The 18,656-nt window shown below is 72.1% G+C and carries 13 protein-coding genes and 3 pseudogenes; 8 read left to right on the top strand and 8 right to left on the bottom strand.

Going from position 1 to position 18,656, the window contains the following annotated elements:
- Window positions 1-405 (bottom strand): annotated as a pseudogene (locus ABZX30_RS30880) (steroid 3-ketoacyl-CoA thiolase); the annotation flags it as partial.
- 260 nt (window positions 406-665) lie between these two features.
- On the opposite strand from ABZX30_RS30880, the gene ABZX30_RS30875 reads away from it, so the two are divergent.
- On the top strand, window positions 666-1,901 hold the full coding sequence (locus ABZX30_RS30875) for a cytochrome P450 (RefSeq protein WP_355939352.1): 1,236 nt from the start codon (window positions 666-668) through the stop codon (window positions 1,899-1,901).
- 145 nt (window positions 1,902-2,046) lie between these two features.
- On the opposite strand, the gene ABZX30_RS30870 is transcribed toward ABZX30_RS30875, so the two are convergent.
- Window positions 2,047-4,740: an RICIN domain-containing protein gene (locus ABZX30_RS30870; protein ID WP_355939350.1), complete on the bottom strand. Its 2,694-nt coding sequence runs from the start codon at window positions 4,738-4,740 to the stop codon at window positions 2,047-2,049.
- 871 nt (window positions 4,741-5,611) lie between these two features.
- Between ABZX30_RS30870 and proP the strand changes: the two genes are divergently transcribed.
- Together proP and ABZX30_RS30860 are read left to right on the top strand one after the other, a co-directional pair.
- Window positions 5,612-7,003 carry a glycine betaine/L-proline transporter ProP gene (gene proP / locus ABZX30_RS30865; protein WP_355939348.1) on the top strand — a complete coding sequence of 464 codons (1,392 nt, stop codon included), beginning with the start codon at window positions 5,612-5,614 and terminating at the stop codon, window positions 7,001-7,003.
- A gap of 416 nt (window positions 7,004-7,419) precedes the next feature.
- Window positions 7,420-8,091: an O-methyltransferase gene (locus ABZX30_RS30860; RefSeq protein ID WP_355939345.1), complete on the top strand. Its 672-nt coding sequence runs from the start codon at window positions 7,420-7,422 to the stop codon at window positions 8,089-8,091.
- A gap of 29 nt (window positions 8,092-8,120) precedes the next feature.
- On the opposite strand, the gene ABZX30_RS30855 is transcribed toward ABZX30_RS30860, so the two are convergent.
- Complete coding sequence (locus ABZX30_RS30855; RefSeq protein ID WP_355939343.1) at window positions 8,121-8,513, bottom strand: hypothetical protein; 393 nt, start codon at window positions 8,511-8,513, stop codon at window positions 8,121-8,123.
- Window positions 8,514-8,612: 99 nt separating this feature from the next.
- Between ABZX30_RS30855 and ABZX30_RS30850 the strand changes: the two are divergent.
- Window positions 8,613-9,017, top strand: a pseudogene (locus tag ABZX30_RS30850) (DUF1992 domain-containing protein); the annotation flags it as partial.
- A gap of 105 nt (window positions 9,018-9,122) precedes the next feature.
- Here ABZX30_RS30850 and ABZX30_RS30845 read toward each other — a convergent pair.
- Together ABZX30_RS30845 and ABZX30_RS30840 are read right to left on the bottom strand one after the other, a co-directional pair.
- A complete protein-coding gene (locus tag ABZX30_RS30845; RefSeq protein WP_355939357.1) occupies window positions 9,123-9,698 on the bottom strand; it encodes a hypothetical protein in 576 nt (191 codons plus the stop codon).
- A 116-nt stretch (window positions 9,699-9,814) separates the two neighbouring features.
- On the bottom strand, window positions 9,815-10,462 hold the full coding sequence (locus ABZX30_RS30840) for a hypothetical protein (RefSeq protein ID WP_355939340.1): 648 nt from the start codon (window positions 10,460-10,462) through the stop codon (window positions 9,815-9,817).
- A 184-nt stretch (window positions 10,463-10,646) separates the two neighbouring features.
- Between ABZX30_RS30840 and ABZX30_RS30835 the strand changes: the two are divergent.
- A pseudogene (locus ABZX30_RS30835) lies at window positions 10,647-11,141 on the top strand (GNAT family N-acetyltransferase).
- Here the strand turns inward: ABZX30_RS30835 and ABZX30_RS30830 are convergent.
- Window positions 11,134-13,182, bottom strand: a complete 2,049-nt coding sequence (locus ABZX30_RS30830; RefSeq protein WP_355939337.1) for an MDR family MFS transporter — start codon at window positions 13,180-13,182, stop codon at window positions 11,134-11,136. The pseudogene ABZX30_RS30835 and the gene ABZX30_RS30830 overlap by 8 nt on opposite strands.
- Before the next feature lie 177 nt (window positions 13,183-13,359).
- On the opposite strand from ABZX30_RS30830, the gene ABZX30_RS30825 reads away from it, so the two are divergent.
- A complete protein-coding gene (locus ABZX30_RS30825; RefSeq protein WP_355939334.1) occupies window positions 13,360-14,322 on the top strand; it encodes a peptidoglycan-binding protein in 963 nt (320 codons plus the stop codon).
- A 158-nt stretch (window positions 14,323-14,480) separates the two neighbouring features.
- On the opposite strand, the gene ABZX30_RS30820 is transcribed toward ABZX30_RS30825, so the two are convergent.
- Both ABZX30_RS30820 and ABZX30_RS30815 read right to left on the bottom strand, forming a co-directional pair.
- Window positions 14,481-15,146, bottom strand: a complete 666-nt coding sequence (locus ABZX30_RS30820; RefSeq protein WP_355939331.1) for an HAD-IA family hydrolase — start codon at window positions 15,144-15,146, stop codon at window positions 14,481-14,483.
- Window positions 15,147-15,299: 153 nt separating this feature from the next.
- Complete coding sequence (locus tag ABZX30_RS30815) at window positions 15,300-15,881, bottom strand: TMEM165/GDT1 family protein (protein ID WP_355939328.1); 582 nt, start codon at window positions 15,879-15,881, stop codon at window positions 15,300-15,302.
- 396 nt (window positions 15,882-16,277) lie between these two features.
- On the opposite strand from ABZX30_RS30815, the gene ABZX30_RS30810 reads away from it, so the two are divergent.
- Entirely contained in the window at window positions 16,278-16,931 is a 654-nt protein-coding gene (locus ABZX30_RS30810; protein WP_355939326.1) for an HNH endonuclease family protein, read from the top strand.
- A gap of 64 nt (window positions 16,932-16,995) precedes the next feature.
- Window positions 16,996-18,642, top strand: a complete 1,647-nt coding sequence (locus tag ABZX30_RS30805) for an alkaline phosphatase D family protein (RefSeq protein ID WP_355939323.1) — start codon at window positions 16,996-16,998, stop codon at window positions 18,640-18,642.
- The last annotated feature ends 14 nt before the right edge of the window (window positions 18,643-18,656 follow it).

The following is an 18,656-nucleotide window of genomic DNA, read 5'->3' as shown; positions in this document are numbered from 1 at the left end:
CTTGCCGGGGCCGTGCTTGGAGCCGGACCCGAGCGGCACGCGGGACATGGCCTCGACGCCGCAGCTGATCCCCACGTCGATGACCCCGGCCGCGACCATGTTGGCGACCATGTGCGAAGCCTGCTGGGAGGAGCCGCACTGGCAGTCGACCGTCGTCGCGGCGGTCTCGTACGGCAGCCCCATGGCCAGCCAGGCCGTGCGCGCCGGGTTCATGGACTGCTCGCCGGCGTGGGTGACCGTGCCGCCGACGATCTGCTCGACGGCGTCGGCGGGGATGCCGGTGCGGCCGAGGAGTTCGCGGTAGGTCTCGCCCAGGAGATAGGCGGGGTGGAGGTTGGCGAGCGCGCCGCCGCGCTTGCCGATGGGGGTGCGTACGGCTTCGACGATCACGGGCTCCGAGGCCATGGGGGTGCGTCCTCTCCCTAGGGCCTGTCCGGCGGGCAGGCCCGGTCAACCCGCGCGGCGCGGGCGTCCCGGCCACCCGCCGCGCAGAACTAGTACGCGTTCTAGTTCTGTGTGCAGTCTGCGGACAGGGGGTCCGCAACCGCAAGGGGGATGCAAGCAATTGGAGTCGCCGCGCCCCTTGCGACTTGTAGAACCCGTTACTACGTTCACCGGAACCTCAGTTCCTGATGGACCGTCAGAATGGTGGGAGTGAGTCGCCCATGCCCTGTCCCGCGCTGCCCGACGGGTTCGACTTCACCGACCCCGACCTGCTGCACCACCGCGTCCCGCTCCCGGAGTTCGCCGAACTGCGGCAGGCCGAACCGGTCCGCTGGATACCGCAGCCGCACGGCCTGGCCGGGTTCGCGGACGACGGCTACTGGGCCGTGACCCGGCACGCGGACGTCAAGTACGTCTCCACGCACCCGGAGATCTTCTCCTCCTGGCTCAACACGGCCATCATCCGGTTCACCGAGGACATGGAACGGGACGCGATCGACGCGCAGCGCCTGATCCTGCTGAACATGGACCCGCCCGAGCACACCCGGGTCCGGCAGATCGTCCAGCGCGGCTTCACCCCGCGCTCCATCCGCGCCCTGGAGGACCGCCTGCGCGCCCGCGCGCGGGCGATCGTCGAGTCGGCCCGGGCCCGCTCCGGGCCCTTCGACTTCGTCACCGAGGTGGCCTGCGAACTGCCGCTCCAGGCCATCGCCGAACTGATCGGCATCCCGCAGGACGACCGGGCGAAGATCTTCGACTGGTCGAACCGGATGATCGCGTACGACGACCCGGAGTACGCGATCACCAAGGAGATCGGCCAGGAATCGGCCACCGAGGTGATCGCGTACGCGATGAACATGGCCGCCGACCGCAAGCGGTGCCCGGCCGAGGACATCGTGACCACGCTGGTGGCGGCGGAGGACGAGGGCAACCTCAACTCGGACGAGTTCGGCTTCTTCGTGCTGATGCTGGCGGTCGCGGGCAACGAGACCACCCGCAACGCCATCACCCACGGCATGCACGCGTTCCTCACCCACCCCGGCCAGTGGGACCTCTACCGGCGCGAGCGCCCGTCGACCGCCGCCGAGGAGATCGTCCGCTGGGCCACCCCGGTGAACTCCTTCCAGCGCACGGCCACGCAGGACACGGAGCTCGGCGGCAAGCACATCAGGAAGGGCGACCGCGTCGGCCTGTTCTACGCCTCCGCCAACCACGACCCCGAGGTGTTCACCGACCCCGACGCCTTCGACATCACCCGCGACCCCAACCCGCACCTCGGCTTCGGCGGCGGCGGTCCCCACTACTGCCTGGGCAAGTCGCTGGCCGTCCTGGAGATCGACCTGATCTTCAACGCGGTGGCGGACGCGATGCCGGGCCTGACCCTCGCCGACGAGCCCCGCCGCCTCCGCTCGGCCTGGGTCAACGGTGTGAAGGAGCTCAGGGTCACCACGGCCTGACACCCTCGGGACCCCCTCGGGCCCCCTCGAACCCGGGCCCCCTCGAACCCGGGCCGGCGGCTCCCGGCGCCGCCGGCCCGGCCCGTACGACTCGGCCCGTACGACTCGGCCCGTACGACTCGGCCTCTGGACCGTCAGTGCGCCGTCACTGGATCGTCCAGAGCTGGTTGGTCTGGTTCAGGGCCATCCACTGGTTGACAGTGGCGCCGTTCGCGGTCGAGGCGCCCCCGACCTCCATGGCCTGCTTCGTCTCGAGGTTGCGGATGACGTAGCCGTCGCCCGCCGGTTCGAAGTACCAGAGCTGGTTGTTGTCGCCGTGGTAGGTCCACTGGACCAGCGCGGTGCCCTTGGAGTGGGACTTGTTGTAGACGTCGAGGACCTTGCCGCTGTTGCGGTTGACGATCTTGAAGAGGTCACCGCTGACCGGGAGGATGTTCCACTGCTGGTTGGTGCCCGAGTCATTCGCCCACTGGACGACTCTCCCACCGTCGGACGTGGAGTTGTCGGACACGTCCGCCAGCAGTCCGCTGTTGACGTTCTTGATCGTGTAGTACGTCGAGGCGTCGAAGGCGGGTGTGGCGACCGAGCCGTCCAGTGCGCCGCCGGCCCGCTGCACGCTGAAGTCGGCGACGTAGAAGTAGGCGCCGTCGGTCTTGGCGATCCTCAGGTAGCGGAACTTCTGATGGACGTCGATCCTGCCCGTGAGGGTCGCTCCGTACGGCAGGGTCGTGCTGTCCTGGCGTCCCAGCACCCTGTACGTGGCGAACGCGGGGTCGTTGGATCCACGGACCTCGAAGTTGTGGCGCGTCGCCGGCTGGTCGACGTCCTGCCGGGTGGTGAGCGAGAACTGGCTCAGCGCGTACGCCTTGCCGAGGTCGACCTGCCACCAGGCCGAGGTGTCGCTCGCCGAGGGGGACCAGCCCGTCGCCGGGTCGTTGTCGCCGGCCTTGGCCGCCGCCCAGCCGGAGCCGTAGACGGAGGACGAGGAGACGGACCTGCCGTAGGCGAGGTTGAGCCGCGCCGCCAGTCCCTGGTAGTCCGGCTGGAGCCCGGCGGCCTGCATGACCGAGGTGCCGGTCGTCGCGTTGCCGCTCAGGGTGACGTGGGAACCGTTGACGTTCTGCTGGATGAAATTGTCGGTGTGGGAGAGCACGTTGTCGGAGACGGTCAGGTTGTCCGAGCCCTCGTCGAGGTAGATGCCGGCCACGGCCGACCCGCAGGCCGTGGGCGAGCGCACCACGTCGTGGATGTAGTTGGCGTCGATGACCGTGCCGGGGTCGTTGGAGAGGTGGTAGATGCCGGCGGTGTCGCAGAGCTGGTTCTGCACGTTGCCGATGCGGTTGTGGCTGACCGAGTTGTCACCCAGCGCGTTGGCTGCGGCCTGCCATCCCCAGCCGAGCGATATGCCCGCCCACGGTGAGTCGGAGATGTCGTTGTGGTCGATGGTGGTGCCGTGGACGAAGCCCGCGTTGATGCCGGCGGTGCCGAGGTAGTCCTGGCCGGTGCGGTTGATCAGGTTGTTGGTGACGGTGACGCCGGAGACGACCTCGCGGACGTCCTCACCGGCCGGTGAGGCGGGCGGGTCGTAGACGGTGTGGTACTCGACGCCGGGGTCGGAGAACTTGCCGACCATGATGCCGTTGCCCGCCGTGTCGCTGACGATGTTGCCGGTCACGGTCGAGTCGTGGACGCCGTGGTGCAGGTCCAGGGCTGTCGAGCCCATCTGGGTGAACGTGTTGCCGGTGAAGGAGACGTCGTCGGCGTCGGCCACCTGGACACCGGCCGGAGGGCGGCCGACGTACTGGTTGTTACTGGTGTCGGCGGAGAGGTTGTAGGTGCCGCCCTGGGCGTTCAGCATGCCGCTCTCGGTCGCCTCCATCCAGGTCGTCCGGGCGAAGGTGATCCCGGAGAAGCGGAGGTCGTGGACCGGCTCGTCGAGGCTGTCGCCCTTGATGTCGAAGAGCGTCTCCAGGGTCGGGACCTGCACGTTCACCGTCGACATGGACTCCCCGGCGCGGGGCATGTAATAGACCATGTGCTCGTGCGTGTCGACGTAGAACTCGCCCGGCTCGTTCAGGAACTCATGGGCGTTCTCGAAGTGCAGCGCTGAGCCGTTCGACAGCAGGGGGTAGGGGCGCTGGAACAGGATGCCCGCCTCGTGGTCCTGGAGGGACACGCTCGCCAGGTCGCCGCTGGTCGTGTACGACTTCAGCCGCAGGTAGCTCTCCGCCCACTGGAGCTGGAGGACCATCTCGACCTCGTCGAAGTGGTTCCACGAGGCGACCTGCGAACCCAGCACCTTCAGGACCTTGCCGGTCTTGTCGCTCGCCTGGAGCTGGAAGTCGGAGCCGACGTCCGGGTAGCGCGCACGCGTGGCACGCGCTCCGTCGACGTACATCTGCCGGAAGTCGAGGTCGCCGATCGGGGCCTTGTACTGGCCGCCGCCCGCCGCGGTCCAGCCCTTGACGGTCCTGCCGCCGGTCACGACGGGGGTCTCGGTGCCATAGGCCTGGTAGACGACCGAGTGGCCGTTCCGGCCGGAGTCGGCGGGGGTGAACTCGACCGGCTTGGTGAGGGCGTACGTTCCCCCGCGCAGGTTGACCACGATGTCCCGCGACATCCGTGCCTTCAGCGCGCGGACCGTCCTCTGGGCCTTGCCGATGGTACGGAAGGCCGAAGTGACGCTGGTGCCGGAGTTGCTGTCGCGCCCTCCGCTCGGGTCGACGTAGAGGTTGGTCACGCCGGCGGCGTGGGCCTGCTGTGCGGGCAGTCCGACAGCGGCGGCCGCGGCCAGCGCCAGCGCCTGCAGCAGGCCCGCGAAGATGCGTGCACGTCTCATCCGGTTGGTCTTCTCTCTGGGGGTGGGGTCACTGGTCGCCGGCGGCCGGCGGTGTGTCCGACGGGGGATCACCGAGACGCCAGATCTCGGCCATGTCCGACCACTGGCGAGTCACCCCGGACGGTGAGCGCGCCGTCCCTCTGGGCGACCTGGTCGAAACCGTCCCTGCCGGTCGTCGCCGCCCCACCGGCACCGCAGGCCACGGTGCCGGTCAGCAGGAGTGTGGCCGGACAACCGGCCAGCAGCGCCGCGCGCCGGTCGGTGAACGCTCTGCCTTCGGCGGCGAATGGCCGTCTTGCGGTCATGAGTTACTCCACTGCGTCGTGGGCGCCCGGGGAAGCGGCGGGAACAAGTACTGGCGGTAACGCGAGCGGACGACTGCATCCGCTTTGGTGCGAAGAAATTAGGCGCCCTATCTGAGGTGCGGTCAAGGGGATGTACCGTCACAGTTTTTGAGTTCCCCGGCCGATGGCGCTATACAAATGCAACAAAACTCTCCAATTGCCGCGCATCCCTCAGGGGCTCCCCGGGAAGACGCCGAACCGACTACGAAAAATAAGTACGACACATTTCCGGACCAGACGTAGGATGCGGAAGGCGCAGTGAGGAGCTTTCCCTGACGCCGCCGCTGGAGGCAGGCGAGGCGGGGCCAGGGGGAAGCCCCCCGGCGCGAGAAGGATCACAGCATGGCGGCCGGAAACGGGCGCGCGCGTCGGCTTCCGTGCCTGCACAGACCCCATTTAGTTGCACACTGCATTGAAATGCCTGCGGCCCGTGAGGGGCACGTGTCCCCCTATGGTCGCTTTTCGGCCCGCCCGTCGGCGTGCGGACCGTGTCCCTTGTCCCCGTCGAAAGGCAGGCGAGCGAAGTCTTGGCGAGTGCCGCAGCCGCCCCCGCGTCCGCTTCCCCGAAGTCCCCGGCCTCCGGGAGGTCCTCCGCCGTCCCCCGGGTCACCGTCACCGAACCGGCGCTGGTCAAGCGTGCCGTGAAGGCCGCCGCGCTGGGCAACGCCATGGAGTGGTTCGACTTCGGCGTCTACAGCTACATCGCGGTGACCCTCGGCAAGGTCTTCTTCCCCTCCGGGAGCCCGACCGCCCAGCTCCTGTCCACCTTCGGCGCCTTCGCCGCGGCCTTCCTGGTCCGCCCGCTCGGCGGCCTGGTCTTCGGCCCGCTCGGCGACCGCGTCGGCCGGCAGAAGGTCCTCGCGCTCACCATGATCATGATGGCGGTGGGCACCTTCGCGATCGGCCTGATCCCGTCGTACGGGTCGATCGGCGTGGGCGCTCCGCTGCTGCTGCTCGCCGCCCGGCTGGTGCAGGGCTTCTCCACCGGCGGCGAGTACGCGGGCGCCTCCACCTTCATCGCCGAGTACGCACCGGACAAGAAGCGCGGCTTCTTCGGCAGCTGGCTGGAGTTCGGCACGCTGGCGGGCTACATCGGCGGCGCGGGCCTGGTCACCCTGATGACGGCGCTGCTGTCCTCGCACTCCCTGCTGACCTGGGGCTGGCGGGTGCCGTTCCTGGTCGCGGGCCCGATGGGCATCATCGGCCTGTACCTGCGGATGCGCCTGGAGGAGACCCCGGCGTTCGCCGCCGAGGTCGAGAAGGCCGAGACGAACCGGCCGAAGGTCCCGGTGCGCGAGATGCTGGCGGGTCAGTGGCAGGCCCTGCTGCTGTGCATGGGCCTGGTCCTGGTCTTCAACGTCACGGACTACATGCTGCTGTCGTACATGCCGAGCTACCTCACCAGTGAGCTGAAGTACGACGAGACGCACGGCCTGCTCGTCATCCTCGGCGTGATGGCCCTGATGATGATCGTCCAGCCGTTCGCGGGCGCCCTGTCCGACCGCGTGGGCCGCCGGCCCGTCATCGCGGTGGGCTGCGCGGGCTTCCTCCTGCTGTCCGTCCCCGCACTGCTGCTGATCCGCCAGGGCAGCCTCGTCGCGGTCGCGCTCGGGACGGGTGCGCTGGGGCTCCTGCTGGTCTGCTTCACGGCGGCCATGCCGGCCGCGCTTCCCGCGCTGTTCCCGACCCGGGTCAGGTACGGGTCGCTGTCGATCGGCTTCAACGTGTCCGTCTCGCTCTTCGGCGGCACGACTCCGCTGGTGGTCACCGCGCTGATCGGGGCGACCGGGAACATGATGATGCCCGCCTACTACATGATGGCCGCGGCCGTCGTCGGCGGCTTCGCGGTGTGGCGGATGGCCGAGTCCGCGGGGCGGCCGCTGCCGGGGTCGGCGCCGGCGGTGGAGGGGCGGGGCTGACGCGTGCGGTTCGGGGGCGGGGGCGGTTCGTCGCCCCCGCCGCCCCTACCCGTCCCGTCCCCAGGGGCTCCGCCCCTTCGACCCCCGCCAGGGGACTGCGCCCCCGCACCCCCGCCGCGGCTCCGCACCCCGCCCCCCGTCGGGCCGGGGCTCCGCTCCCGCCCCCGGGGCTGCGCCCCCTGAACCCCGTCGGCGCTCCGCCCCGCCCCCCGCGGGGCTCCGCCCGGACCCCGTCGGCCTGAGCGGCCTCGTCCTCGAGCGCCGGACGGGCTGGTGCGCACCGGCCGTGCCCGGACACGCCCGAGCGGCAGGTGATCCGCGCCCGCCGGGTGCGTAAGGTGGCCGGGGCACCGGCGTGGCTGCCCGAGGTGCGCCGGGTACTCGGCACGTACCGGACACGGAAAGGCAGTGGACGCATGAGCGGGTCGCAGCTCTGGGACGATGTCGACTTCTACTTCTCCAGCCACCTCTCGCCCGACGACGAGGCGCTCCAGGCGGCGCTGCGCGACAGCGAGGCGGCCCAGCTGCCGCACGTCAACGTCACCGCGAACCAAGGCAAACTGCTCCAGCTGCTCGCCCGGATCCAGGACGCCCGCACCATCCTGGAGATCGGCACGCTCGGCGGCTACAGCACCATCTGGCTCGGCCGCGCCCTGCCGGCCGACGGCCGCCTGGTCTCGCTCGAGTACAGCGCCAAGCACGCCGAGGTCGCCACCCGCAACATCGCCCGCGCGGGCCTGGACAAGATCGTCGAGGTACGGGTGGGGCCGGCCCTGGAGTCGCTGCCCAAGCTGGCCGACGAGAACCCGGCCCCCTTCGACCTGGTCTTCATCGACGCAGACAAGTCCAACAACGCCCACTACGTCGAGTGGGCGCTGCGGCTCACCCGTGCGGGCAGTCTGATCATCATCGACAACGTCGTACGCGGTGGCCGGGTCGTGGACGCGGAGAGCATCGAACCGGACGTACGCGGCACCCGCGCCGCCATCGAGCTGATCGCCGCACACCCGCGGCTGACCGGCACGGCGATCCAGACGGTGGGCAGCAAGGGCTACGACGGCTTCGCCCTGGCCCGGGTGCTGGCCTGAGGTCGGCCGGGGGCCTGGGGCCGGGGGCCTCAAGCCTCGTGGTAGAAACCCACGTTCACGCTGCGCGGGGCGGTACGGTCCTGGATGATGAGTTCGCCGGAGCCTCCCCGGGGCAGCCGTACGGTGCCGCCGTAGGCGATGGTCTGCGCGTACTCGCCGACGGTCAGCCGGACCTCGGACGACGGGTCGGCCTGCGAGCCGCGCAGCCAGGACACCTGCCAGCCGCCGTCCGGCCCGCACAGGAACTCCAGGTGGACCCGGGAGACGAACAGCCAGTCCTCGGGTGTCACCAGACGGCACACGGCCCCGTCCCGGCCCACCCGCAGCGCGGCACCCGGTTCGCTCGGGGCGTCGGCCATCGTCATGCCGGCCGTGGCGCCCGCGTCCGCCGCGGACACGGTGGCCATCGTGAGTTCGAGCACGTGCGTTCCCCCTGGAAGGTGCTGGTGCGGCGGCCGGATTGGCGCTCCGCCGCCGCATGATAAAACGCCCGGGCGGGCGGCGTCCGGCACAATGGCCTCATGACCGAGCGAAAGCCACCGGGGGTGCCGTTCGAGTCCTGGACGGACAAGCAGATCCGGGATGCCGAGCGGCGCGGCGAGTTCGACGACCTGCCCGGTGCGGGCAAGCCGCTGCCGAAGGACCTCGAGAGCTCGTACGACGAACTCTGGTGGGTGAGGCGCAAGATGGTCCGGGAGGGGCTGGCGTTCCTGCCGCCGGCCCTGGCCCTGCGCAAGGAGGCCGAGGACGCGCTCGCGGCGGCGCTCGCGGCGCCCTCGGAGCGGATGGCGCGGAAGATCATCGACGCGGTGAACGTCAAGCTCCGCGACATGATGTTCAAGCCGCCGCCCGGCCCCCCGCTGGGGATGAAGCCGTACGACGTCGAGGATGTCGTACGGGAGTGGCGGGAGCGCCGGGCGGCGGCTGCTGCGGGTACGGCTGGTACTGCGGACAGGGCGGGTCCTACGGACACGGCGGGCACTGCGGATACGGCGGGCACTGCGGACACCGTGCCGGGTGCCGCTGACGGGTCACAGGTGTAGCAGCCGCTCCGCCATTTCCCGGTAGTCCCGCAGGGCCAGCCGGAGTTGCTCGGTGTCGGCCGTGGCACCGGGCTTGTCGCCGGTGGACTGCCAGGACGTGCGCAGGGTGCGGCGGCGCTGGGTGACCGCCTCCGTGAAGCGGGCGGCTATCTCCTCCAGCACCCGGTCGGCCTCCTCCACGGCGTCCCGGGGCTCGTCCACGAACCCGGCGACCGCGTGGTGCAACCGCTGTCCGAGCTTGTCGGTCTCCTCGTGCGGGACGAGTGAGGAAGCGGAGGCCGTGGGCGCGGGCGTGGCGGTGCCCCGTTCCCCGGCGGCGGCCCGGGGGCTCACGGGCGTCACCGGCGTCACGGGCGTCACGCCGTCCCTTCGGGCCTCGGCCGGGGGCGTCTCCGTCCCGCGCGCCTCGGCCGGGGGCCTCTCGGACCCGCGTGTCCCGGCCGTCGGCGTCCCGGCCGTCGGCTTCCGCGTCGTGGGCGTCCCGGTCCCGCGTGCCTCGGTCGGGTGCTTCCCGCTCCCCGGTACCTCGTTCGTCGGCGTGGCGGTCATCGGCGTCTCGGTCATCGGCGTCTCGGTCATCGGCGTCTGGGTCCTCGTCGTCTCGTCCGTCGGTGTCCCGGTCGTGGGCGTGCGGCCCTCGGGCGGGGTCGTGCCGTGGCGGGTCATGTCGGTCATGCCGGTCACCTCTCCGCGACCTGGTGCCGGTGGAGCGGGCTCGTCCGGTGGGAGCCCTGCGCCTTGTGGGAGACCGCGGTGCGCTGGCCGGAACGCGTCAGGTCCGCGAACAGGTCCCGGGCCTCCAGCACGGCCGCGCGCAGTTCCTCGGTGTCGGCGCCCGAACCGCCCTCGGCCGTACCGGGGGTGCCGGTCGCGGTGGCGGCGCGGTGGACGCGCCGGTACCCCTGCACGTTCCCGGCGTGGTGCACGGACAGCGCGGCGAGCTGCTCCTCGTACTGCCCGCCGTCCGGGAACCCGCGGGCGCCGGCCACGTCGGCGATCAGCCGGTCGACCTCCGCCACCGCTTCGCGCGGCGAGTCGACGAAGTGCTCCTGGGCCGCCGCCCAGCGGGCCTCGAACCGTTCACGCTCCGCGGGCTCCAGCGGTCGCACGCGCAGTCCGCCGTGTCGCTCCAGCCGCTCGGTCAGCTCGCGCTCGGCGGCCTTGGTGTCGCCGTCGTGCCGGGCCAGCACGTGGTCGTACTCGGGTCCGAAGCGCCGCCTGAGGTTCCGCCCGCCGTTCCCGCCGCGGGCCCGCAGGGTCAGGGCGGCCGCGACAAGGACCACGGCCACCACGATCACGATCAGGGCAATGATCAAGCCTGTGGACATGTCTGCCTTCCGGTGTGTCGGCCCCGTAGGCCGGTTCTGTGCTCGGGTTGCCCGGAAGACGGCCCACAAACGACGCTCAGTCAGCGAAGGCGAGCGGTGTGCTGTCGGCGGCGGTCGCCCGGGGCCACGCATATCCGGTTGCGCCGGGTGCCCACCGCGTCCCGACAATGCAGGCATGACTGGCATGACCTGGACCGTCGCTCCCGAGCCCGTGGACTCCCCCGTCGCCGCCGCCCTCTGGCGGGCGTACTACACCGAGGTCAGCGACCGCTGGTAGTACCTGCTGCACGAGGGGCGGCGGACCGGGCCGGAGGAGCTGGAGCGGTGCATCGCGGCCACCACGGGCGCCGAACTCGCGCCGCCCACGGGACGGTTGCTGGTGGCGCGGTACGGCGGTGAGCCCGCCGGCAGCGCGGGCGTGCGGCTCCTGGACCCGGCCACCGCCGAACTCACCCGGGTGTTCCTGTACGAGGGGATGCGCGGCAGGGGCGGCGCCGCGCTCCTCGTGGCCGCCGCCGAGGACGCGGCCCGCTCGCTCGGCGCCGCGCGGATGGTCCTCGACACCCGCACCGACCTGGTGGAGGCCCGCGCCCTGTACGCCCGGCTCGGCTACGCCGAGACCGAGCCGCACAACGCCGGCGTCTACGCCGAGCACTGGTTCCGCAAGGACCTCAACTGACCTTCGCGACCGACCCGTTGTGCGGCCGCTCCCGCTCAGAGCCGCACAGTTCGTCGGTCAGCTCCCGCACCAGCCGGTCCAGGTCGGTGGGGCGGGACGGTCCCCACCAGTCGCCCAGCAGTTCGGCCAGCGACTCCTCGCGGGCCCTGGCCAGCCGTTCGGCGACGACGACGCCGGCGTCGGTGAGGCTGAGGTCCGGGCCCGCCCGCACGGCGAGCCCGCGCACCTCGGCCTGCCGGGCGGCCTCGAGTATCACGCGCAGCGGCAGGGAGGTGCGCTCGGCGAGCATCCCCGGCTCCACCGAGCCGTACCGCCGCATCCGCAGCAGCAGCCAGCTCGTCCCGGGCAGCAGGTCGTACCCGGCCCGCTCGGTGATCTCCCGGTAGACCTCCCGCCGCCCCTCGCGGGTGCCGAGCAGGGACAGCGCGCGGCACACCTCGTCGTACGAGGACCGCTCGACCGGGTTGGGGGCGATGGTCTCCGAGACGTCCGGTGCCGTGACCGAGCCGCGCAGCCGGTCCTCCTTCAGGAACCAGGCCAGTACGAAGCCGAGGAGGGCGACGGGAGCCGCGTACAGGAACACCTCGGTGATCGAGGACGCGTACGCGTGCAGGGCCGCCCGGCGCAGGACGGGCGGCAGTGCGGCGATGCCGCGCGCGTCGGACTCCAGCGCGGCGACGGTCAGCCGGCCGGGCAGCCGGGCGCCCCGGAAGGCGGCGGCGAGGTTGTCGGCGAGCCGGCTCGCGAAGACGGAGCCGAAGACGGCGACGCCGAAGGAGGCGCCGATGGACCGGAAGAAGGTGGCACCGGAGGTGGCGACGCCGAGGTCCTCGTACGAGACGGCGTTCTGCACGATGAGGACGAGGACCTGCATGACCAGGCCGAGCCCCAGGCCGAAGACGAAGAAGTACACGCTCATCTCCGCCGTCGGACTGTCCTCGTCGAGCCGGTGCAGCAGGAGCAGGCCGATCGTGGTCACCCCGGTGCCCGCGATCGGGAAGACCTTCCAGCGGCCGGTGCGGCTGACGATCTGCCCGGAGACGGTCGAGGACAGCAGCAGGCCGAACACCATCGGCAGCATGTACACGCCGGAGATGGTCGGCGAGACGCCGTGCACGACCTGGAGGAAGGTCGGCAGGTAGGTCATCGCCCCGAACATGGCGAAGCCGACGACGAAGCTGATCACGGCGGCGAGCGTGAAGGTGCGGATGCGGAAGAGCTTCAGCGGGAGGACGGGTTCGGCGGCCCCGCGCTCCACGGCGACGAACGCGACGGCCAGGACGACGCCCAGCACCGCGAGTCCGACGATCCGCGCCGAGCCCCAGCCCCAGGTCGTGCCGCCCAGCGAGGCGACCAGCACCAGACAGGTGGCGACCGCGGCGATCAGGAAGGTGCCCAGGTAGTCGATGACGTGCCGGGCGGCCCGGCGCGGGATGTGCAGGGCCGTGGCGATCACCGCGAGCGCGACGACGCCGACGGGCAGGTTGACGTAGAACACCCAGCGCCAGCTCAGGTGCTCGGTGAACACCCCGCCCAGCAGCGGGCCGAGCACGCTGGTCGCGCCGAAGACGGCACCGAACAGCCCCTGGTAGCGCCCGCGCTCGCGCGGCGGGACGATGTCGCCGACGATCGCCGTCGACAGCACCATCAGTCCGCCGCCGCCCAGGCCCTGCAACGCCCGGAAGCCGATCAGCTCGGGCATGTTCCGCGCCATGCCGCACAGCGCGGAGCCGATCAGGAAGATCACGATCGCGGTCTGGAAGAGCTTCTTGCGCCCGTACTGGTCACCGAGTTTGCCCCACAGCGGGGTCGCGGCGGTCGAGGCCAGCAGATAGGCGGTGACGACCCACGACAGGTGCTCCAGGCCGCCGAGGTCGCTGACGATGGTCGGCAGCGCGGTCGACACGATCGTCTGGTCGAGGGCCGCCAGCAGCAGGCCGAGGAGCAGGGCACCGATCGAGACGAGGACGTTGCCGCGGACGTGCTCGGCGTCGTCGGGACCCGGCGGCTTCCTCGTCGCGCCGTGCGCTTCCAGGGCCATGGAGACCTCCCGCGGCTCGTGTGGCACCTTCCATCGTCGTCGGTGTCACCCGTTATGGCCTGTTGAGTCCTGTCCGTGACGGTGCTCCGCCCGGGGGCCGTCGGCGGAGTGTGGGGAAATTCTGCATAATCTGTGGAGCCCTGGGGTCGGTGATCTCTGCGGGGAGGGAACGAAAGCGTGACAGGACCGAAGGGGCACCCATGCCCGGAGTGCGGCGCGCCGCGGGGGCCGGACGCCCCGTCGTGCGACTGCGCCCAGCGGGCGGCCGAAGCCCTGCTCGACACACGGACGGCCGAGGCGGCCGCGGCGGAGGACTTCGACCCGCTGCGGATACGTCCGTACGTCGACCTGGGCGCCCCCGCCGACTCCACGGTGCCGCCGCGCTCGCCGGGGACCGAGGGCAACCCGGGCACAGCGGACACCGCGGACACGGCGCCGCTCCGTCCGGTGGACCCGGACCGGCTGGAGGACCCGTACGAGCACCTGCCCGGGGACCTGCCCGAGGACCGGCTCGGCCACCTCGAGGCCTCCGGCGCCGGCACCGGAGGAACCCGGCCCCGCCGGCGCCGCACCCTGCTGGTCACCGCCGGCGCGGCCCTGCTCGCGGTCCTCGCGGTGGCCGGTTTCACGCTGTTCTCCTACGTGACCCCGTCGCGGAACGGGGCGGCACCCCAGGAGGTACGGGAAGGCGTCCCGGACGTGACGTCGAGCGCCTCGGCACCCACGGCCTCGGCGTCCGCCTCCTCGTCCGGCCCGGCGTCCGCCTCCTCCACCCCGCCCCTGAGCACCAGCCCGTCCTCGACCGCGTCCCCCTCGTCCTCGCCCGCGTCGGCGTCCCCCACCCTCACCGGCTCGGCCTCACCCGCCCCGACGGCCACCCGCTCCGGCACAGCGGCCCCGACGGCCACCGGCCCCGGCCCGGTACTGCGCCCCGGCGACCGGGGCCCGGAGGTCATCGAGCTCCAGCTCCGCCTGGGCCAGCTGGGCCTCTACGTCGGCAACGCCGACGGCATGTACTCCAGCCAGGTCGAGACCTCCGTCCGCACCTACCAGTGGACCCGGGGCATCCAGGCCGACGAGCCGGGCGTGTACGACGTCCCGACGCGGACGAAACTGGAGTCGGAGACGTCGGAGCCGTAGAGAAGCGCCGCGGGCCGTCGTGTCTCCCCCAGCGCCCGGAGGGCCGAAGGCCTGGGGGCCCCAGGCGGCGCGCGCCGGACGACACGCGCCCGCCGCGACCGCAACCCCAGCCACAGCCACAGCCACAGCCACAGCCACAGCCACAGCCACAGCCGACCCTAAGGGCCGACGTGCAGCCGGATCCCCGCGTCACCCGCCGCCTCCACGCGCACCTGCCGCAGATCCCGCACGGCCGCGTCCGGCCGGTGGAACCGGGCCCGCGGTCCGACTCCCACCACCCGCATCCCCGCGGCGCGCCCCGCCGCGATCCCGGCCCCGGAGTCCTCGAACACCACGCAGTCCGCGGGAGCGACACCCAGTTCGGCGGCTCCCTTCAGAAAGCCCTCGGGGTCGGGCTTGCTCGCGCCCACGGACTCGGCCGTGATCCGCACGTCCGGCAGCGGAAGCCCGGCGGCGGCCATCCGCGCCGTGGACAGCGGCACGTCGGCGGAGGTCACCAGCGCGTGCGGCACCTCCGCACCCCGCAGGGCGGTCAGGAAGGCGGCGGCCCCCGGCACCTCGACCACGCCGTCGGTGTCCGCGGTCTCCTCCGCGAGCATGCGCGCGTTGTCCGCGAGGTTCCGCGCGGCGGGCCGGCCGGGCAGCAGTACCGCCATCGACGCGTGCCCCTGCCGCCCGTGCACGACCTTCAGCACCTCGTCCGCGTCCAGCCCGTGCCGCTCGGCCCAGCGCCGCCAGATCCGCTCCACGACCGCGTCGGAGTCGACGAGGGTGCCGTCCATGTCGAGCAGCAGGGCGCGGGCGGTGAGGACGGTGGCCGGCATCGGCAGCTCCCATGACGAAAGACCCCGGGAAAAAGAACAAAGTGCCCCGCCCGCCGGTCAGGGAGAACGGGCGGGAGCCACTTTGTTTCTCTACGGTACAAAAGAGCGCGCGGTCCCGCCACCATTCCGGCGAAGATTCACCGTCCGTTCGGCTCAGCCCGCCGCCGCCTCCCACAGGCTCCACGCCCCGAGCGCCAGCATCAGCGCCGCCGCGATCTTCGTGATCAGCCGCAGCGGCACCCGCCGCATCAGGGCCTTCCCGCCGACGATGCCCAGCCCGGCCACGGCCCACAGCGCGAGCACCGCGCCGAGCCCGACGGACAGGGCGTCGTCGTAGCGGGCGGCGAGGTTCGCGGTCATGATCTGGGTGAGGTCGCCGAACTCGGCGACGAGGATGAGCGTGAAGCCGGTGCCCGCCACCTTCCAGAAGGACTGGTCGGCGGGCTTGCGGATCTCCTCCTCGTCCTCGCCCTTCTTCAGCAGCAGCACCGCCGCGCCGCCGAGGAAGAGGACACCGGTGATCGCGTGCACGATCCGCTGGGGCAGCAGGGTCAGCACGCTGCCGGCCGCGACGGCGAGCACGACGTGCAGGAGGAAGGCGGCGGCGACGCCCGCGAAGACGTACGAGGCGCGGTAGCGGGTGCCGAGGACGAGCCCGGCGAGCGCGGTCTTGTCCGGCAGTTCGGCGAGGAAGACGACGCCGAAGACGAGCGCCGTCACGGTGATGCTGAGCAAAATCCCTCAATCGGTCAGGGCTGCCCCGCCGAGAGTGCTGAACCTCACAGGAGACACCTCGGCACGGCAGCGCACTCGGCGCCCGTGCCGTGGGGCACGGGCGTGCACTGCTTGCCGAAGGTCTCGCTGGGCGGTCCGCACGGGATCCGCCTCCGGGCGCCGGCTCAGGCTGGCTGAGCAGTATGTCGACGGTCCGGCGAAGAGCTACTCCCCTTCAACGGCCTCCATGGTACGTGACGCCCCCACCGGCCCCGGGGCCGGAAAGTTCACACCCAGATCTTGTCGTGTCATGTACGCGACATTACCTTCTTACCCGGCGCACACCTCCCCGCAACGCCGCGCCGCGAGCATTCCCACGCCCGCGCTCCACCACCCCCACTCCACAAGGGAGTCCACATGGCTCGCTCCGCAAGGTTCTACGCGCGTCGACGGCTGAGCATACTGGCGGCCCTCACGGGCCTGCTGGCCTCCGCCGCCCTCTTCAACTCCCCGAGCGCCTCCGCCGCCCTCCCCACCCCGGTCAGCGCCGCCACCGCCCGCAGCTACCTCGCCTCGCTCACCGTGGCCACCGAGAACCGCACCGGCTACGCGCGCGACCTGTTCCCGACCTGGGACACCATCAGCGGCACCTGCAACACCCGTGAGTGGATCCTCAAGCGGGACGGTACGAACGTCGTCACCAACTCCGCCTGCACCGCCACCAGCGGCAGCTGGTACTCCCCGTACGACGGCGCCACCTGGACCGCCGCCTCCGACGTCGACATCGACCACCTGGTGCCGCTCGCCGAGGCCTGGGACTCCGGCGCGAGCCAGTGGACCACCGCCCAGCGCGAGGCCTTCGCCAACGACGTCACCCGCCCCCAGCTCCTGGCCGTCACCGACAACGTGAACCAGGCCAAGGGCGACAAGGACCCGGCCGACTGGATGCCCGCGCTGACGTCCTACCGCTGCACCTACGTGCGCGCCTGGGTCCAGGTCAAGTACTACTACGACCTCTCGGTCGACTCCGCCGAGAAGACCGCGCTCACGAACTACCTGGCGAGCTGCTGACGAGGCCTCCCCACCCTCCCCCGCCGTTCCGTACCGTACGGGGCGACGGAGGAGGGTGATCGCCGTGGCCGGACTGCGCCTGGGACCACTGCTGAGGTACGTCGACGGCGGGTGCGCGACCGTCTGGGTCGAGGCGAGCCGTCCGTGCGCCGCCGAGGTGCGCTGCGCGGACGGCGCCGGCGGCACGGCCCGCACCTTCCAGGTGGCCGGCCACCACTACGCCCTGGTACCGGTGACCGGACTCGCACCGGGCACGTCGGTGCCGTACGAGGTGTTCCTCGACGGCACCCGCGTCTGGCCGCTGCCCGACTCCCGCTTCCCGCCCTCCGTCATCGCCGTTCCCACCGGCGAACAGGACGTGCGCGTCGTCTTCGGCTCCTGCCGCTGGGCCGCGGCCCCGGCCGGCGGCACGGACCCGGTCGGCCCCGACGCCCTCGGCTGCCTCGCCGCCCGCCTGGCGGCCGACCCGGGCGGCGAGCGGCCCGACGTACTGCTGCTGCTCGGCGACCAGGTGTACGCCGACGAGACCTCGGCCGCGACCCGGCGCTGGCTGGCCGCCCGCCGCGACCTGGACGAGGCACCCGGCGGCGAGGTGGCGGACTACGAGGAGTACACCCGGCTCTACCACGAGTCCTGGCTCGACCCGCGGGTGCGCTGGCTGCTGTCCACCGTGCCCAGCTGCATGATCTTCGACGACCACGACGTGATCGACGACTGGAACACCTCCGCCGCCTGGCTCGCCGACATCCGGGACACCCCGTGGTGGCGGGAGCGGCTGCTGAGCGGGCTGATGTCGTACTGGGTGCACCAGCACATCGGCAACCTCTCCCCCGCCGAGCTGGCGGCCGACCCCGTCTACGCGTCCGTGCTCGCCGTCGCCGACGGCACCGACGCCCTGCGCGCCTTCGCCGCCCGCGCCGACGCCGACCCGGCCTCGGTCCGCTGGAGCTACCGGCGCGATCTCGGCCGCGTACGCGTGCTGATGGCCGACTCGCGCGCGGCACGGGTGCTGGCGGAGGACCGCCGCGCGATGCTCGACCCCGGCGAGGCGCGGTGGCTGCGCGAGGCGGCGCTGGACGACCGGGGCGGCTGCGACCACCTCCTCGTCGGCACCTCCCTGCCCTGGCTGCTGCCCCACCTGGTGCACGACGTCGAGGCATGGGACGCCGCCCTGTGCCGGGGCGTGCGGGGCCCGCGCTGGGCGCGGTTCGGCGAGAGGCTGCGCCGCCGGGCCGACCTGGAGCACTGGGCGGCCTTCCCGCAGTCCTTCGCCGACCTGGCCGGGCTGCTCGCCGAGGCCGGATCGGGCCCCGGGGCGCCGGCGACGCTCTGCGTGCTGTCCGGAGACGTCCACCACGCCTACACCGCCGAGCCGTCCTGGCCGGCCCGGCCGCCCGAGGCGCGGGTCCTGCAACTGACCTGTTCCCCCGTCCACAACTCCGTGCCGGCCTCCATCCGGATCGGCTTCCGCGCCGGCTGGAGCGCCCCGGCCCGCCTCCTCGGCCGGCTCTTCGCCCGGCACGGCGGCTGTCCCCGGCCGCCGGTGACCTGGCGCAGGACGGGCGGGCCGTGGTTCGGCAACCAGCTGATGACCCTGACCCTGCGCGGGCGCTCGGCCCGGCTGCGCCTGGAGCGGGCGCGGCCGGGCCGGGGGCCGGACGGGGCCGGGACCCTGGAGACCGTGACGGAGTCCGTCATCAGTACCGGGTGACCGGAGGGCGGGGG

The organism is Streptomyces sp. NPDC004542, assembly GCF_040610035.1.
Taxonomy (GTDB): domain Bacteria; phylum Actinomycetota; class Actinomycetes; order Streptomycetales; family Streptomycetaceae; genus Streptomyces.
This window is presented reverse-complemented; position numbering and strand designations above follow the sequence as displayed.

Coding starts and splice junctions, on each gene's coding strand:
- ABZX30_RS30830 (WP_355939337.1), bottom strand. CDS start 13,182: ATGGCCCTGGAAGCGCACGGCGCGACGAGGAAGCCGCCGGGTCCCGAC.
- ABZX30_RS30870 (WP_355939350.1), bottom strand. CDS start 4,740: ATGAGACGTGCACGCATCTTCGCGGGCCTGCTGCAGGCGCTGGCGCTG.
- ABZX30_RS30875 (WP_355939352.1), top strand. CDS start 666: ATGCCCTGTCCCGCGCTGCCCGACGGGTTCGACTTCACCGACCCCGAC.
- ABZX30_RS30845 (WP_355939357.1), bottom strand. CDS start 9,698: ATGACCGAGACGCCGATGACCGCCACGCCGACGAACGAGGTACCGGGG.
- ABZX30_RS30820 (WP_355939331.1), bottom strand. CDS start 15,146: ATGCCGGCCACCGTCCTCACCGCCCGCGCCCTGCTGCTCGACATGGAC.
- ABZX30_RS30810 (WP_355939326.1), top strand. CDS start 16,278: ATGGCTCGCTCCGCAAGGTTCTACGCGCGTCGACGGCTGAGCATACTG.
- ABZX30_RS30860 (WP_355939345.1), top strand. CDS start 7,420: ATGAGCGGGTCGCAGCTCTGGGACGATGTCGACTTCTACTTCTCCAGC.
- ABZX30_RS30840 (WP_355939340.1), bottom strand. CDS start 10,462: ATGTCCACAGGCTTGATCATTGCCCTGATCGTGATCGTGGTGGCCGTG.